The sequence below is a fragment of the Streptomyces sp. NPDC015032 genome (assembly GCF_043080425.1).
Lineage (GTDB): Bacteria > Actinomycetota > Actinomycetes > Streptomycetales > Streptomycetaceae > Streptomyces.
On record NZ_JBIBVN010000039.1, the window covers coordinates 24548 to 39808 of the forward strand.

Below are 15261 nucleotides of genomic sequence, written 5' to 3' on the forward strand. Positions count from 1 at the left end.
CACCGCCGCGGTTCGGGAACACGGAGGCCGTCCGGCCCCGGGCGGGCCGGGTTCCCGCCGCCACGATTACGTCCTCGGACGAGAGGCCCTAGGGTGCGGTGGGTGACTCCTCTTCTGTGTGTGCCGGACGACGGTTCCGTCCGGGAAGCCACCCGGTTCGGCGAACACTCCATGACGTACGACCGGCTGGCCACCGCCTCCACCGCGCTCGCCGCGCGTCTCGCCGGCGCCGGGCGGGTCGCCGTCTGGGCCACGCCCACGCCCGAGACCGTGGTCGCCGTCGTGGCCGCACTGCGGGCCGGAGTGCCGGCGGTGCCGCTCAACCCGAAGACGGGGACGCGCGAACTCGGGCACATCGTGGCCGACAGCGAACCGGGCACGGTGCTCGCCGCGCCGGGCGATGTCCTCCCGCCGGCGCTGGCCGCGCTGGACCGTATCGATGTCGACACCTCCCCGGCCGGGGAGGCGGGCGCCACGCTCCCCGAGCCCTCCCCCGAGTCCCCCGCGCTGATCGTCTACACCTCCGGCACCACGGGCCCGCCCAAGGGTGCGGTCCTGCCGCGGCGGGCGATCGCCGCGTCGCTGGACGCACTGGAGGACGCCTGGCAGTGGACCGGTGACGACGTGCTCGTCCACGCGCTGCCGCTGTTCCATGTGCACGGACTGATCCTGGGCGTGCTCGGGCCGCTGCGCCGGGGCGGATCGGTACGGCACCTGGGCCGGTTCTCCACCGACGGGGTGGCCCGGGAGCTGTCGTCCGGCGGCACGATGCTCTTCGGCGTACCGACGATGTACCACCGGCTGGCCGAGGCCCTCCAGGGCACCGGCACCGCCGCGGCCGGGCTGGCGAAGGCGCTGGCCGGGGCCCGGCTGCTGGTGTCCGGCTCGGCCGCGCTGCCGGTCCACGACCACGAGCGGATCGCGGCGGCGACCGGCCGCCGGGTCATCGAGCGGTACGGCATGACCGAGACCCTGATGAACACCGGCGTCCGGGCCGACGGCGAACCGCGCCCCGGCACGGTCGGCGCCCCCCTGCGCGGCGTCGAACTCCGTCTGGTGGAGGAGGACGGCACCGTCCTCACCGCCCCCGACGCCATCGGCGAGATCCAGGTACGCGGCCCGAACCTCTTCACCGGCTATCTGAACCGCCCCGACGCCACCGCCGCCGCGCTCACCGGGGACGGCTGGTTCCGTACCGGGGACATGGCCACCCGCGACACCGACGGCTACATACGGATCGTCGGCCGCAAGGCCACCGATCTGATCAAGAGCGGCGGGTACAAGATCGGCGCCGGTGAGATCGAGAACGCGCTCCTCGACCACCCCGGCGTCCGCGAGGCCGCCGTCACCGGCGAACCGGACCCCGATCTGGGCGAGCGGATCGTCGCCTGGGTGGTGCCGGCCGACCCCGCCGCGCCCCCGGCCGAGGACGCGCTCGCGGACCATGTGGCCGCCCAGCTGTCCCCGCACAAGCGCCCGCGCGCGGTCCGCTACCTGGAGGCGCTGCCCCGCAACGACCTGGGCAAGATCATGAAGCGGTCGCTCCATGCCTGACCGGCTGACGGCGAGGGCGGTGATCGCGGCCGTCACGACCGGGTTCGAGGAGTTCGTCGAATCCGGCGTGGCCGACCACGGCTCGGCTGGGGACGGGCCCCTGTCCTGGGCCGGGTACGCGGACTCCCGGGCCCGCGCCGCCGCCCGTACCGGCGAGGAGGAGTCCGTCGTCCACGGCCTCGCCACGATCGGCGGCCGGCGCTGTGTCCTGGTCTCGTTCGAGTTCGGATTTCTGGGCGGCTCACTCGGGCAGCGCACCGGGGACCGGCTGGAGGCCGCGTACGAGGCCGCCCGGACCCGGGGACTGCCGCTGGTCTCGCTCATCGCGACGGGCGGCAGCCGGATGCAGGAGGGCATGGTCGCCCTGACCCAGCTGCAGCGCGTGGCCCGCGCCTCGGCACGGCTGCGGGCGGCCGGCCCCGCTCAGCTCGCGGTCCTGCGTGATCCGACGACGGGCGGCGGCTGGGCGACGCTGGGCGCGGGTGCCGATGTGATCCTGGCGCTGCCGGGCGCCCAGGTGGGGTTCGCCGGGTCCCGGGTGCGGCCCGCGGACGCGGACCCCCGCGCGTACACCGCCGAGGGCCAGCTGGCCGCGGGCCAGATCGACGCCGTCGTCCCGCCGGACGAGCTCCCGGAGACACTGGCCCGCTGGCTGCAGGCGCTCCACGCGCCCGGTTCCCCGGCCCCCGGCCCCGCCCCGGTGCCGGACGCCCTGTCCGCCACCGGTCTCCCGGTGTCCGGCTGGGACGCGGTCCGGCAGGCCCGCTCCCCCTCCCGGCCGCGCGCCGAGGCATATCTGGACGCGTATTTCGACCACCTGCTCCCGCTCGGCGGCGACCGCTGCGGTGGTACGGATCCGGGGCTGCGCTGTGGTTTCGGGCGGCGCGGCGGCCGGACGATCGCGTACGTCGCCCAGTGCGGCACCGCGACCCGACCGGCCGGCTACCGCACGGCGGCCCGGGTGATCCGGCTGGCCGACCGGCTCGGTGTTCCCGTACTCACCCTGATCGACACCCCGGGCGCGGCGAACGGCGCCGAGGCGGAACGGGCGGGCGCGGGCGCGGCCATCGCCGACACCTTCGCGGCGATGGCCGAGGCCCGGGTCCCCGTCACGACGCTGGTGATCGGCGAGGGCGGTTCGGGCGGCGCGCTGGCCCTGGCGGCACCGGGGAACACCTTTGTCACCCAGGACAGCTATTTCTCGGTGACAGCCCCGGAATCGGCGGCGGCGATCCTGAAGCGCACCCCGGACGAGGTGCACGCCACGGCCGACCAGCTGCGGCTGCGCCCCCAGGACCTGGTGGAACTCGGCATCGCCCGCGCCGTGGTGCGGCCCGCCCCGCCCGGGGACTGAGCCGTCAGGGCTGCGGGTCCTTCGCGTCGTACCGCGCGAACCCGCGCCACCGCAACCCCAGCAGCGACACGGCGACGACACAGGCGATCCCACCGCCGGTCACCGCCAGGCCGGGCGAGGTCAGATCGGCGACCGATCCGGCCAGGAAGTCGCCGAGCCTCGGTCCGCCGGCCACCACGACGATGAACACGCCCTGCAGCCGTCCCCGCATCTCGTCCGGTACGGCCGCCTGGAGCATGGTGTTCCGGAAGACCATCGACGTGGTGTCCGCGCCCCCGGCGAGCGCCAGGAGGATCAGCCCGAGCCAGAGCTGACGGGTCAGCCCGAAGAGCGCGATGGCGGTGCCCCAGCAGGCGACGGCGAGGAGCACGACGAGGCCCTGGCGGCGGATGCGCCCCAGCCAGCCGGAGAACACCCCGCCGAGCAGCGCCCCCAGCGCCGGAGCGGCGACGAGCAGCCCGGTGGTCTTCGCGTCACCACCGAACCAGACCACGGCGACGACGGGGAACAGCGCCCGGGGATGGGCCAGCACCATGGCGCACAGATCGGTGAAGAAGGTCATCCGCAGATTGGGCCTGGCCGCCAGGAAGCGCAGCCCGTCCGCGACGGACGCCCGCTTGTCCCCCGCGCCCTCCCCCCGTTCCGGCAGCATCGAGGGCAGCCGCCACATCGCATACAGCGAGGCGGTGAAGGTGACGGCGTCGACGGTGTACGCGGCCCGGTACCCCCACCAGCCGACGACGATCCCGCCGAGCATCGGCCCGACCAGTGTGCCGGTGGTGCTGGTCATGGAGGTGAGCGCGTTGGCGGCGGGCAGCTGCTCGGCCGGCAGCAGCCGGGCGATCATCGAGCTGCGGGCCGGTGAGTTGACGGCGAAGCAGGCCGCCTGCAGGGCGACGACCGCGTACAGCAGTCCCACCTGTTCCACCCCGGCGACGGTGGCGGCGACCAGCCCGACGGAGAGCAGAAACGACCCCGCGGAGCTGGCGAGCCCCAGCTTGCGCCGGTCGATGGTGTCCGCGACGGCCCCGCCGTACAGCCCGAAGACGACCAGCGGCAGGAACGAACAGAAGCCGATGAGTCCGACCGAGAAGGCGGAGCCGGTGATGTCGTAGACCTGGAGCGAGACGGCGAGTGCCGTCATCCCCTGCCCGATCCAGGAAACCGTGTTCCCGAACCAGAGCCGCCGGTAGTCGGGGGAGGTCCGCAGGGGCGTCAGGTCGGCGAATATGCGGGTGCGGTGTGCGGGTTCTTCGGCTGTTCCGGCTGATTCGGTCACAGCGGATGGTAGCGACCGGCTTCCTGACCCGTCGGCCGGCCGGCCTCGGGCACGCCCCGTACGCGGCCGGCCGGCGGGTCAGGAAGCCGGGCCGGCCGCGCAGTTGGGGGCCGCCCGCGCCGGCCTACCGCCAGTGGATTCCGGACGGGCGGACGGGCGGGTACACGGTGCCGTCGCGGGGTGGGACACGACGCTCGAACAGGGTGGCGTACAGCCCCTTGCGGCCCAGGAGTTGGGTGTGGGTGCCCGATTCCACCAGGCGCCCTTCGTCCAGGACCAGGATGCGGTCGGCGTCCGCGGCAAGGGCCAGGTCATGGGTGATCACGATGGTGGTGCGTCCCTCGGCGAGGCGCCGCAGCGGCGCCAGGATGCGCTGTGCGGCCAGTCGGTCCAGTCCGGTGGTGGGCTCGTCGAGCAGGAGCACGGGGGCGTCGCGCAGCATGGCGCGGGCGATCGCGATGCGCTGCAACTGACCGCCGGAGAGCCGGGATGTGCCGGTGGATATGACAGTGTCATATCCCTCCGGCAATGTCCGGATGAAGGCGTGGGCGTCGGCCGCCCGCGCCGCCTCCACTACGTCACGGTGGGTCACATCGGCGCGTCCGCAGCCGATGTTCTCCTCGATGGTGTCGTGCAGGACGAGTGTCTCCTGGGGCAGCAGCGTGATGTTCCGCCGCAGGTAGGTCAGTGGCAGCTGGTCCACGGAGGCACCGTCGAGCCGTACGCTGCCGGCGTCCGGGTCGTAGAACCTCAGCAGCAGAGCCGCCAGGGTCGACTTGCCCGCACCGCTGGGACCGGTGATGACCAGCAGTTCTCCGGGGCTCGCGGTGAACGAGAGGTCCCGGAGAACGGGCTCGCTGCTGTCGGGGTAGCGGAAGCGGACCTGGCGCGCCTCCACCTCGCCGAACGCGCGGCTCCGGGGCGGGGCGGGCACGGAAGCGGCCGGGTCGGTGACGGCGGGCGGGGCGTCGAGGATCTCCAGCAGCCGCTCGGCTCCCGCGGTCGCGGCGGTGGCCGTCAGGCCGAGCTGGCCCAGGGAGCGGATCGGCGGGTAGAGGTAGCCGATGAAGGCGGCGAAGGCCAGGAGCTGCCCCAGGGTCATCCGGTGCGCGGAGATCTCCCAGACCCCCAGGCCGATGACCGTCAGTACGCACACGGTTTCCAGGACTTCGACGAGTTGCTCGTAGAACTCGGTGAGGCGGACGGCCCTCACCGCCGTCTTCAGCCGGATGCGTGCCTTGCCGAAGAGCCGCGCCTCCTCGTCGGGCTGCCGGTTGTACGCCTGCGTCATGACGACGTTGACCAGCGTCTCCTCGACCACCGCCGTGACGGCGCCGTCGGCCGCACGGCCGCGCCGGGACACCGCGCGCAGAGGCCCGGCGAAGCGGCGGGTCGTGAACCAGAAGAACGGCACCATGACGAAGGTGGCGAGGGCCAGATCCCAGCGCAGCCACAGGGCCGCGGCGGCGTAGAAGAACGTGCTGAACAGGGCGGAGGCCGCCCCGACGATGCCGGAGACCACGAGCGCTTCGATGGCTTCCACGTCACCGGTCAGCCGCTCCACCAGGTCGCCGCGGCGATTGCGCTGGTAGAAGTGCGGCGGAAGGGTCTGGAGGTGGCTGAAGACACGGGCCCGCAGCCGCATCACGAAACGTTCGGCGACCCAGGCCGCGACCGAGTGCCCCAGATACCCCACCACCGCGCCGATGGCCGCCACGGCGAGCCACTGGCCCGCCGGTTTCCAGAAGGCGCTGAGGGAGCCGGTCTGCAGGGCCTTGTCGGTGAGTTCGGCGAAGAGCAGGACGGTGATGGTCTCGGCGACGGCGGCGAGGACGGCGCACATGAAGATGAGGACGAGCCAGCGCCGGTCCCCCGCGGTCAGTGGCCAGAAGCGGCGGAACGCCACCACGATGCTGATCGGATCGGTGCGGATCGGTACGTCCGTCACCGAGTCCTGAGAGGTCTCTTCGGAGGGGTCTTGGCCCCAAAGCGAGCTGCGCAGGCGCATGGGCGTCACGTCACAGAGGTGCTCGGACTATGGACCATCTCCATAGGCGCGGACCCCAGAACCACGAGACCGACCCGCGCCGGAGCGCGAGCCTGCCTCGATTCGGGGTTGGTGTCAGGGACGTCGGGTCAGTACCTACCGCCACCACCGCCACGACCGCCACCGCCGCGGCCGCCTCCGCCGCCGCCGCCGTAGTCGAAGCCCCGGCCGCGTCCGAATCCGCGTCCGTAGTCGCCACGACCGCCTCCGCGATCGCCTCCGCGACCGCCTCCGTAGTCGCCGCCGTGGTCCCTGTCCCTGTGGTCGAAGATGCTGCGTACCTTCATCTTCGCCTCCTCTGGAGGATTGCGCTGTGCCGCTCCTTGCTCTTGCTGCGGCACTTTCGACACTACGACTGCCCCCTGCGGCCAACAACCCGTACAAGCCGTAATCCGAACAAATTTCACGAAATACCGTAAACCTTCGGAGCGTTGCCACGAGTGACTCTCCGGATGCCCCACAAAAGCGCATTCCGCCACCCGTAAACAAGGCCGCCCGTACGCCACCTGACGGCACGAGGGGTCCGACGGGCGACCCATTTCACCTGCGGCTTTACCGATGTACCGGATATTTCCAGCAGTTCCGACCGGACTGCTCCGATGCGGTGAGGCGAGGCGGCCGCCACCCAGAAGGTGCGTCATCCGGGCGGACCACGTTCCGTAACTGGATACGCGCGGACACATCCGGCCGGTTACCCGGAGGCTCACCAGACCCCGCGGAAGCAAGGAAGGCGCCTCGCCTCACCCCGCCCCAAATTAGGCTATTTGTTCGATTCCTCTCGCAAGTCGCCGCGCGACTTCTTCCAGCGCCTGGGAACCGCCGGGAGCGGCGCCCCGCAGATCACGACGACATCACTCTCCACCCAGGTTCATGTGGACTGCCTGAACGGAGAGGGCTTCACCGGCAAACTGCGCATGCACACGGCCGCCGCACCCATGGTGGCCACACTGTTCGTCAACTCGCCCCTGCAGGCCGGGCGTTCGGACGGAATCCTGTCGCACCGCTCGGACGCGTGGCCGCGCATGGACCCACGCCGCTGCGGCACGCTTCCCCCTGCCCTGCGCCCGGACGTCAGCGTCGAAGACGTCATCGACTGGGCCCTGCGCGTTCCCATGCTCTACCACCGGTCCGCCGACGGAAGGTACCGCGCGGCTCCCGACCGCCCCTTCGCCACCATCCTGGACCAGGGCTTCGACGACGGAACCATGCCCACGATGCACGACTGGACCTCTCACCTGTCGCAGATCTGGACCCATGCCCATGTCCGCCGCACCCTCGAACTGCGCGGGGCCGACGGACCGCACCATCACCACATCCCGGCCGTGCCGGCCCTGCGGGCGGGCCTCAGCTACCGGCCGGCCCGTGCATCGCCTTGAGGTGCTGCATGTGTGTCAGGGCGCGGACCAGCCGTATCGCGAGGACGGCGCAGACGATGTCGAGGAGGTCGGCGAGTGTGAGCAGGCCGAGTCCCACGTTCGCCGTGCCGATCGATTCGGCCATGTCGTAGACCGCTCCGCCGGCCAGGGCGAAGAAGCCCTGCGCGAGCCAGAAGCCCCACCAGAGGTTGATCGGACCACGGCCCGGCCGGTCGGGCGCGTACGGCCCCTCAGGACGGCTCGCGTTCCAGATGTCGAGGCTGATCCGCCGCGGGAACCACAGGTTGACGACCGGGACGAGCCAGCCCCAGCCAGTCCAGCTGCGGCCCCACCGGTGGGTGCCCGGGGCGAAGACCTCGGCGTTGTCGCGCAGCCGGTAGAGCCAGCACACGTACACGATTCCGGTGGTGAGGTAGATCAGGCTCTGGAGCAGGCCGAAGAGGCTGTAGCTGAGCTGCCCGTCCTCGACCCCGGGCACCGTGAGCAGGTCCGCCTCGGGATCCGCCGCGCCGCGCAGCAGTACGTACAGATGTCCCCCCGAGGCGAGCGACAGTACATCCGTGACGATCACGGCGGCGAGCAGAAACGAAGTGGCCAGCCCCAGGCCGATCGGTGAGCGCAGCACCGCGAGGTAGGCGGGCGAGGGGGCGGCGGCGCGCGTCGTATTCGTGTTCACACTCCGACCAGCGGCTCCACCGCCCCGGGCGTCACACCCGCGAAGGTGTCGAGCAGTGGGGGGAGCGGTTCCGGGATCCGCCGCAGGGGGCGGCACGGAACGGGCGGCGTGGAACAGGTACGGCGAGGGCGCTGCGAGGCCCGGAACCCTTCCGGATTCCTCTCGCAGGAGCCGACCGGCTCCTGCGAGAGGAATCGGCCCCTCGGGAGAGGGGTGCCGGTGCCGCAGTGCTTCGCCGAACCCTCACCGCGTCGGCGTCCGCGCCGGTTCATGCCGGCGGCCTGCGGGCAGGCGCGAGCCCGGTCATGGCTCGGCCGAGCCGGGCGGGGAGCCAGGCGGGGAGCCAGGCGGGGAGCCGCGCAGGGTGGTCAGTCGACGCCGGTACTCGTCGTCGTCGATCTCGCCACGCGCGTACCGCTCAGCGAGTATCCGCTCCGCGGAGGACGAGCCGGACTCGGGCCGGCCGGGTGTGACGGGGGGCCGGCCGCCGGCCGGATGGCTCCGGCTGAATGCGCGGACGAGCAGGACGACGGCGATGACGATCAGCGTCCAGAAGAGGATCATGCCGGCCATCATGGCGAGCCAGCCCCACCCGCCCATGCCGTGGTCGTACCAGTACATCATCAAAGATCACTCCCCCTTGCTGTCCGGCGGGGGTGCGGGCCCGGCGCCCGCAGAACGCCTCACATTCCATCCTCTCTCGCCCGGACGCGGTGGACGAGAGAGAGCGGACATGCCGGTCACACCCGTGGACAGCGGGACGGCGCAGGACTGCGAAGGAGCCCGAACAGCAACTGCCTGACAGCCGAACCGGTCAAGCACTCCGAGTAGTCGACCAGGTACCGTATGTGACGTGTTCGTGATGCGGCGTCACTCCCGGTCGTCAGCGCTCCCAGCGGTTCTCGTTGTGGTGCTGGCCGCTCTCGTGCACGTGCTGGCCTGCGCCCATGGGCCCGAGTTCGGGCGCGCGGCCGTGTCCGACTCGATTCCGCTCGCGGCCGCGGACGCGATCGCCGTGCCGGCGTCGAGTCCGCTGTCCCCTCCGGTCGTCGGGGAGCGGGGGCTGCGGTTCGCCGACTGCACGGGGGGCGATGGCCCCAGCGTGCTGTCCCGGGACGTGTGCGTGGCACCGGCGCCGGAGGCGGTGGCGTCCACGAGCATGGTGGAGCCGGCGCCCGGGGCGGTTGCCGGGCGGAGAGCTCCAAAGACGGGGACACCCGGCGGGCACGGCAAGCACCGACGGGTGCGGGCGGTGCTGGGAGTGTGGCGAACGTGATCGGGGCGCGCCGCCCGGCGTGACGGGAGTGGCCGGATGGCCCCGTCGTGCCGTGGTGGCGTTCGCGCGTCCTGAACAACCGTCACGACCACGCGGCCCGCCGCAGGGCGGGGTCGCGGGAGACCACACGCAATGAAATCTCCGCACACCTGCACTACCTCTGCCCATCCGCCCGCCCGGTTGCTCGCGTCCGGACCGGCCGCCCGGACCCCGGCCGGACTCGTCGGCGACACCCCGTTGCTGTGGGTCGGTGAGCCGTTCACCAGCACCGGCCAGGGGTTCTGGGCGAAACTCGAAGGCCAGAACCCTGGCGGGATCAAGGACCGGACCGCCCTGTACATGGTGGCCCGCGCACGCGAACGCGGCGAACTGCTGCCCGGAGCACCGATCGTGGAGTCCACTTCCGGCACCTTGGGCCTGGGCCTGGCGCTGGCCGGGGTGACGTTCGGGCATCCGGTGGCGGTGGTCACCGACCCCGGCATGGAGCCACTGATGTGCGGCCTGCTCACCGCCTACGGCGCCGAACTGCATGTGGTGACCGAGCCGCATCCGGTGGGCGGCTGGCAGCAGGCCCGCCGCGAGAAGGTCGACCAGCTGCTGGCGGCACGGCCGGCTGCCTGGTGTCCGGATCAATACCACAACCCCGACAACGTGGCCGCCTACGCCCCGTTGGCCCACGAGTTGGTCGCGCAGCTCGGCCGCATCGACACGCTGGTGGTGAGCGTGGGCACCGGCGGGCACTCGGCCGGCGTCGGCCGGGTGCTGCGCGGCTTCTTCCCCGCCTTGCGGATCGTGGGGGTCGACACCTGCGGCTCCACGATCTTCGGTCAGCCCGCCGCACCGAGGCTGATGCGCGGGCTGGGGTCCAGCATCTACCCGCGCAACGTCGACTACGCCCTGTTCGACGAGGTGCAGTGGGTCGCCGCCGGTGAGGCGGTCTGGTCGGCCCGCGCCCTGGCGAAGGCCCGGTACGCGACGGGCGGATGGAGCGTGGGTGCGGTCGCGCTGGTCGCCCGTCGGCTCGCCGCCACATCGGCGGCAAAGACGCGGATCGCCGCGGTGTTCCCCGACGGCCCGCAGAGGTATGTCGGCACGGTCTTCGACGACACCTGGTGCCGTACCCATCGGCTGCTCGGCCAGGAACCCGCCGACGCGCCGGACGAGCTGGCGCATCCCGGTGAGCGGGTCGTCGTCCGCTGGAGCCGCTGCACGGCGGTCCGCGATCCCCTGGCCGGGACCACCCGCACGGCCGCCGAGAAGCTCAAGCCGACGCAGGTGACCCGGTGAAGGCGCTGGTGGCGACGGCACGGAGCTTCTCTCCGGCGGTGCGGCTGCTGATGGTGAACCAGTTCGCCATCAACCTCGCGTTCTACATGCTCATGCCCTATCTCGCCGCTCACCTCGCAGGGCAACTGGGGCTGGCGGCCTGGGCGGTCGGCCTCGTGCTGGGGGTGCGGAACTTCTCCCAGCAGGGCATGTTCCTGATCGGCGGCACCATCGCCGACCGCTTCGGCTACAAGGCCCCGATCATGGCCGGCTGTCTGCTGCGCACCGGCGGGTTCGCCCTGCTGGGGTGGGTCGACAGCCTGCCCGCCCTGGTGGCCGCGTCGGCGGCCACCGGGTTCGCCGGGGCGCTGTTCAACCCCGCCGTGCGCGCCTACGTCGCCGTCGAGGCCGGCGAGCGGCGGGTGGACGCCTTCGCCGCGTTCAACGTCTTCTACCAGGCCGGGATGCTGCTGGGCCCGCTGGTCGGACTCGCCCTGCTGGCAGCCGACTTCCGTCTGGTGTGCACCGTCGCAGCCGCCATCTTCGCCGCGCTCACCGTGCTCCAAGGCCGTGCGCTGCCTGCCCGCCGCGCCACCGCCGCCAAGGCCGGCGGGGGTGCGGGCGGGGTGCTCGCGCAGTGGCGCCAGGTGGCGGCCAACCGGCCGTTCCTGCTGTTCTCGCTCGCGATGACCGGCTCCTACGTGCTGACCTTCCAGGTCTATCTGGCCCTGCCCATGGCCGCCGACGCCGCGCTCGGGGCCGATGGGACGAAGGCCACGAGCGGCCTGTTCGTGCTCTCCGCCGCGGTGGCGGTCGCCGGGCAACTCAGGCTGACCACCTGGGCGAAGGCACGGTGGAGCCGTTCGCAGGCGATGGTGCGCGGACTGGCCGCGATGGGCCTGGCGTTCACCCCGCTCGCCCTCGCCCAGGCCGCCGGTACGGGGATGTGGCGGACCCCGGTCGAACTGGCGGCCCTGGCGGTGGCCGTCGTCCTGCTGGCGGCGGGCAGTGCGGTGGTCTACCCGCTGGAGATGGACACCGTCGTGGCACTCTCCGGCAACCGGCTGGTGGCCACGCACTACGGCCTCTACAACACCGTCTCCGGCCTCGGCGTCACGCTGGGGAACCTGGCCACCGGCGCACTCTGGGACTTCGCCACCGCCCATCACGCGCTGTGGCTGACCTGGGTGGTGCTGACGGCGACCGGACTGGGGTGCGCCGGTGCCGTGTACGGGCTGGCACACACCGGCCGCATCGGCACCCCGGCGCCCGTACCACTGACCGTCTGACCCCGGCAACCACAGGGAAGGGCACCGCACCTGGGCGCGAGCCCCCGAGAAGGACGTCTCGGGGGCTCGCGCCCAGCGCCTTCCACGACAGGGTCGTCGCCGTACTGCGGACACCGGACGCCCAGGAGCCCCCGCCCCGGTCCCGGTGGACTCCACGACGGCCATCGCCAGGGGATCGCACGAGGCGTCGGTGCGGAGACAGACCTGCCGCGTCCTTTACGCAGGGACGTTTCCGCAGGCCAGAACGATTCTGCTGAGTGGGGCGGGTGGGACTCGAACCTATGCAGGTGACACGTCTCACCTGCGAAGTTACCGAAGGAACGGACCCATCTCGAAACTGCGGACCCGTCTGGTTCAGCCCTGGATCGTGGCGAGCCAGTCGGTCAGCAAGCTGTTGACCTCGTCGGGGCGTTCCTGCTGGATCCAGTGGCCGCATCCGTCCAGGAGGTGGGAGGCGGACAGGGCGGGGAGGGTGGTGGGGTAGGCGTCGATGGCGTCGGCCATCCAGGTGGTGGAGGCGTCCAGTGCGCCGCCGACGAACAAGGCGGGCTGCTTGATCGGGGCTCCGCGGTGGGGGGCGAGGTCTTCCCAGTCGCGGTCCATGTTGCGGTAGCGGTTGAGGGCGCCGGTCAGGCCGGTGCGCTCGAACTCCCCGGCGTAGACGTCGAGGTCCTCCTCGCTCAACCAGGCCGGGAGCGGGCCTGCGGGGAAACGGTCGCGCAGCTGACAGCCCAGGGAGACGAAGTGCGGGTCGGGTTCGCCCTCGGCTGGCATGGTGTCGGCGGACAGGGCCGCGTAGAAGCCTGCGAGCCAGCCCCGGACATCGGGCTCGATCTCCGCCTCGGCGCGGCCGGGCTCCTGGAAGTAGGAGACGTAGAACTCCTGCTCGGGGCCGCCGATCTGGCCGAAAATGTCGGTGGGGCGGGGGCCGCCGGGTGGCGCATACGGGACGCTCAGCAAGCCGACCGCGCGGAAGACTCCGGGGTGGAGCAGTGCGGAGGCGGCGGCGATGTTGGAGCCCCAGTCGTGGCCGACGATCACCGCGCTTTCCTCGCCGAGGGCGCGCACGACGGCGACGTTGTCTTCCACCAGGTCGAGCATTCGGTAGGCGTCGGTCGCGGCGGGCTTGGAGGAACGGCCGTAGCCGCGTACGTCGATCGCCACTGCCCGGTATCCGGCCGCGGCGAGGGCCGGGAGTTGGCGGCGCCAGGAGTACCAGGACTCGGGGAAGCCGTGCACGAGCAGGATCAGCGGGCCGGTGCCCTGCTCGGCCAGGTGCAGGCGCCCGGCAGGGGCCTCGACGGTGCGGTGGCGGAGTGCGGCGGTCGGCTCGGATTGCATGGGGGACTTCTCCTCGGTTCGCGGGCGGTCGGCGGGTACCCATCGATCATGCGGCGCGGCGGCCACTCGGCGCGATCAGCGTTGCCATTCTGGCAAGCTTGCAGGACAGGGCGGTGAAGCGGCGCTGCGGGAAGGACCGGGAGATGGTGGCAGGTGACGACGTGGCCCAGACGCTGGCGGAGATGGGGCCCCGGCTGCGGGTCGTACGCGAGCGCCGTGGCGTCACACTCGCCGATGTCAGCCGCGCGACCGGCATCTCGCCCAGTACTCTGTCGCGGATCGAGACCGGCCGGCGCAAGCCCACCCTGGAGGTGGTGCTGCAGCTGGCGAAGGAATACGGGGTCTCCCTGGACGAGCTGGTCGGCACCGCACCCGCCCCTGCGGCCGAGCCCCGCAGCACGGCGGCGTACAGCTTCGGCGACGACAAGGCGGTGTTGCCGCTGACCCGGTACGTCGGCGGCCTGCACGCCCACAAGCATGTCCTGCCTGCCGTCGCGGAGCCGCCTGGACGGCCCCGGCAGGTATCCCACGAGGGCTTCGAGTGGCTGTGCGTCCTGTACGGGCGGTTGTGGCTCGCACTCGGTGACCAGGACCTCGTCCTGACTGCCGGGGACGTCGTCGAGTTCGACACCCGCGTCCCCCACGGAGTCGGGAACGCCGGATCCGACGGGCCCGTCGAGTATCTGATCATGTTCGGGCCTCAGGGAGAACGTCTACGGCCGCGCACCCCTCCAGCCGCTGGGCGTCGCGGGACTGGTGACAGAAAGGCTGCTGAATGAGCATGGTGACAAGCCGCGTGCCTCGCTGGTGACCACCACGCTGCTTCGTTCGGTCCCCTTCGCCACGTCATCCGGCTCTGCCGGTGACAACTAGCGTGCTTCGGCTCAAGCACCTCGGCAAGAGGTTCCTCGGACCATCCCCGCGGGCGCGGGGACAACACTTGCTGAGCTGGGACTTTACCGAGCGAAGTAGCCATTCTCATTCAGTTGCTGCCCGAGACGGACCAAGCTTGGCAAACATCCACGCCACCATGGCCCCACCCCAGCTGCCCCACACCCAAGCCGCATCAACACCCCATCCCTGCCAGGAAATCGCGCCACAACAAGGACGGCGCACCATGCCAGACGACAGTCGCATCCCGGGCGCCTCGGGTTGGCTCGACCTCCACCTCCGGCACGGCCCATGCAATCGACGCCTCTGCCGCGAAAACACATGACGGCCAAAGCCGGAGATCCCCAGTCCGGGACCTACCGTCGATCCGCTCTCGACCAGGCCCGTCGGCATCCAACTGCCGGAATCCACGCCGGCAAGGGAGGCGGCAAGGAGAATCCATGACGGGCGGGTGGGACCGTCAAACGGCGCTCCCACCAACACGCCACGAAAAAAGCCCAGGCCACAGCCACGCAGGGGACCTCTCTGGCGCGCGAAGACTCACGTTCGCTGCACCTCCGTGCAGCGTCCGCTGCACGCGAAATGCCCCCTACAAAACGTGTTTCCCCAGGCCAAAACGATTCTGCCTGGGGTCACTCAGTGGGGCGGGTGGGACTCGAACCCATAAGAGTGACGCCTCTCACCTGCGACGATGCCGAAACAACGGACATAGCCACCCGTTTCCATCCGGCTGCACCCCCCTCGATCCGGCTGGAACGGGGGACCGTGCGGCGTCCGCCGCACCACCGCCACACGCAAGTACTGCTGCAGAGAAGGGCGGGAAAGAGTATCGCCCTCACCATCGCCGGACTTCCGTGATCTGGAACTTCAGATCCGCTGCTACGCACCCTCGCACAACTACTATCCGTAATG

General features: G+C 71.5%; 12 protein-coding genes. 6 read left to right on the forward strand and 6 right to left on the reverse strand.

Annotated elements, in window-relative coordinates:
* Nucleotides 1–93: 93 nt before the first annotated feature.
* Nucleotides 94–1554 carry an acyl-CoA synthetase gene (locus ACF08M_RS34240; RefSeq protein ID WP_392189169.1) on the forward strand — a complete coding sequence of 487 codons (1461 nt, stop codon included), beginning with the start codon at nucleotides 94–96 and terminating at the stop codon, nucleotides 1552–1554.
* A complete protein-coding gene (locus ACF08M_RS34245; protein ID WP_392189170.1) occupies nucleotides 1547–2908 on the forward strand; it encodes a carboxyl transferase domain-containing protein in 1362 nt (453 codons plus the stop codon). Before ACF08M_RS34240 ends, ACF08M_RS34245 begins: the two co-directional genes overlap by 8 nt.
* Nucleotides 2909–2912: 4 nt before the next feature.
* On the opposite strand, the gene ACF08M_RS34250 is transcribed toward ACF08M_RS34245, so the two are convergent.
* The 3 genes from ACF08M_RS34250 to ACF08M_RS34260 all read right to left on the reverse strand — a co-directional run bounded on the left by ACF08M_RS34250 (nucleotide 2913) and on the right by ACF08M_RS34260 (nucleotide 6521).
* Nucleotides 2913–4187 (reverse strand): MFS transporter, encoded by a 1275-nt coding sequence (locus tag ACF08M_RS34250; RefSeq protein ID WP_392189171.1) that lies wholly within the window; start codon nucleotides 4185–4187, stop codon nucleotides 2913–2915.
* A 124-nt stretch (nucleotides 4188–4311) separates the two neighbouring features.
* Nucleotides 4312–6135, reverse strand: coding sequence for an ABC transporter ATP-binding protein (locus ACF08M_RS34255; protein ID WP_392189172.1), 1824 nt, complete (start codon nucleotides 6133–6135; stop codon nucleotides 4312–4314).
* A gap of 188 nt (nucleotides 6136–6323) precedes the next feature.
* Complete coding sequence (locus ACF08M_RS34260) at nucleotides 6324–6521, reverse strand: hypothetical protein (RefSeq protein ID WP_392189173.1); 198 nt, start codon at nucleotides 6519–6521, stop codon at nucleotides 6324–6326.
* Between the two features lie 477 nt (nucleotides 6522–6998).
* Here ACF08M_RS34260 and ACF08M_RS34265 point away from each other — a divergent pair, with 477 nt between their 5' ends.
* On the forward strand, nucleotides 6999–7610 hold the full coding sequence (locus tag ACF08M_RS34265; RefSeq protein WP_392189174.1) for a glutamate-cysteine ligase family protein: 612 nt from the start codon (nucleotides 6999–7001) through the stop codon (nucleotides 7608–7610).
* Here ACF08M_RS34265 and ACF08M_RS34270 read toward each other — a convergent pair.
* Nucleotides 7579–8286 (reverse strand): DUF4328 domain-containing protein, encoded by a 708-nt coding sequence (locus tag ACF08M_RS34270; protein WP_392189175.1) that lies wholly within the window; start codon nucleotides 8284–8286, stop codon nucleotides 7579–7581. The genes ACF08M_RS34265 and ACF08M_RS34270 overlap by 32 nt on opposite strands.
* A gap of 303 nt (nucleotides 8287–8589) precedes the next feature.
* Nucleotides 8590–8910, reverse strand: coding sequence for an SHOCT domain-containing protein (locus ACF08M_RS34275; RefSeq protein WP_392189176.1), 321 nt, complete (start codon nucleotides 8908–8910; stop codon nucleotides 8590–8592).
* Between the two features lie 784 nt (nucleotides 8911–9694).
* Between ACF08M_RS34275 and ACF08M_RS34280 the strand changes: the two genes are divergently transcribed.
* On the forward strand, nucleotides 9695–10849 hold the full coding sequence (locus ACF08M_RS34280; RefSeq protein ID WP_392189177.1) for a PLP-dependent cysteine synthase family protein: 1155 nt from the start codon (nucleotides 9695–9697) through the stop codon (nucleotides 10847–10849).
* Nucleotides 10850–10899: 50 nt separating this feature from the next.
* Nucleotides 10900–12117: an MFS transporter gene (locus ACF08M_RS34285; RefSeq protein ID WP_392189201.1), complete on the forward strand. Its 1218-nt coding sequence runs from the start codon at nucleotides 10900–10902 to the stop codon at nucleotides 12115–12117.
* Nucleotides 12118–12471: 354 nt separating this feature from the next.
* On the opposite strand, the gene ACF08M_RS34290 is transcribed toward ACF08M_RS34285, so the two are convergent.
* The gene (locus tag ACF08M_RS34290) at nucleotides 12472–13458 is read right to left on the reverse strand and encodes an alpha/beta fold hydrolase (RefSeq protein WP_392189178.1); all 987 of its coding nucleotides are present in this window, start codon (nucleotides 13456–13458) and stop codon (nucleotides 12472–12474) included.
* 146 nt (nucleotides 13459–13604) lie between these two features.
* On the opposite strand from ACF08M_RS34290, the gene ACF08M_RS34295 reads away from it, so the two are divergent.
* Nucleotides 13605–14237, forward strand: coding sequence for a helix-turn-helix domain-containing protein (locus ACF08M_RS34295; protein ID WP_392189202.1), 633 nt, complete (start codon nucleotides 13605–13607; stop codon nucleotides 14235–14237).
* The last annotated feature ends 1024 nt before the right edge of the window (nucleotides 14238–15261 follow it).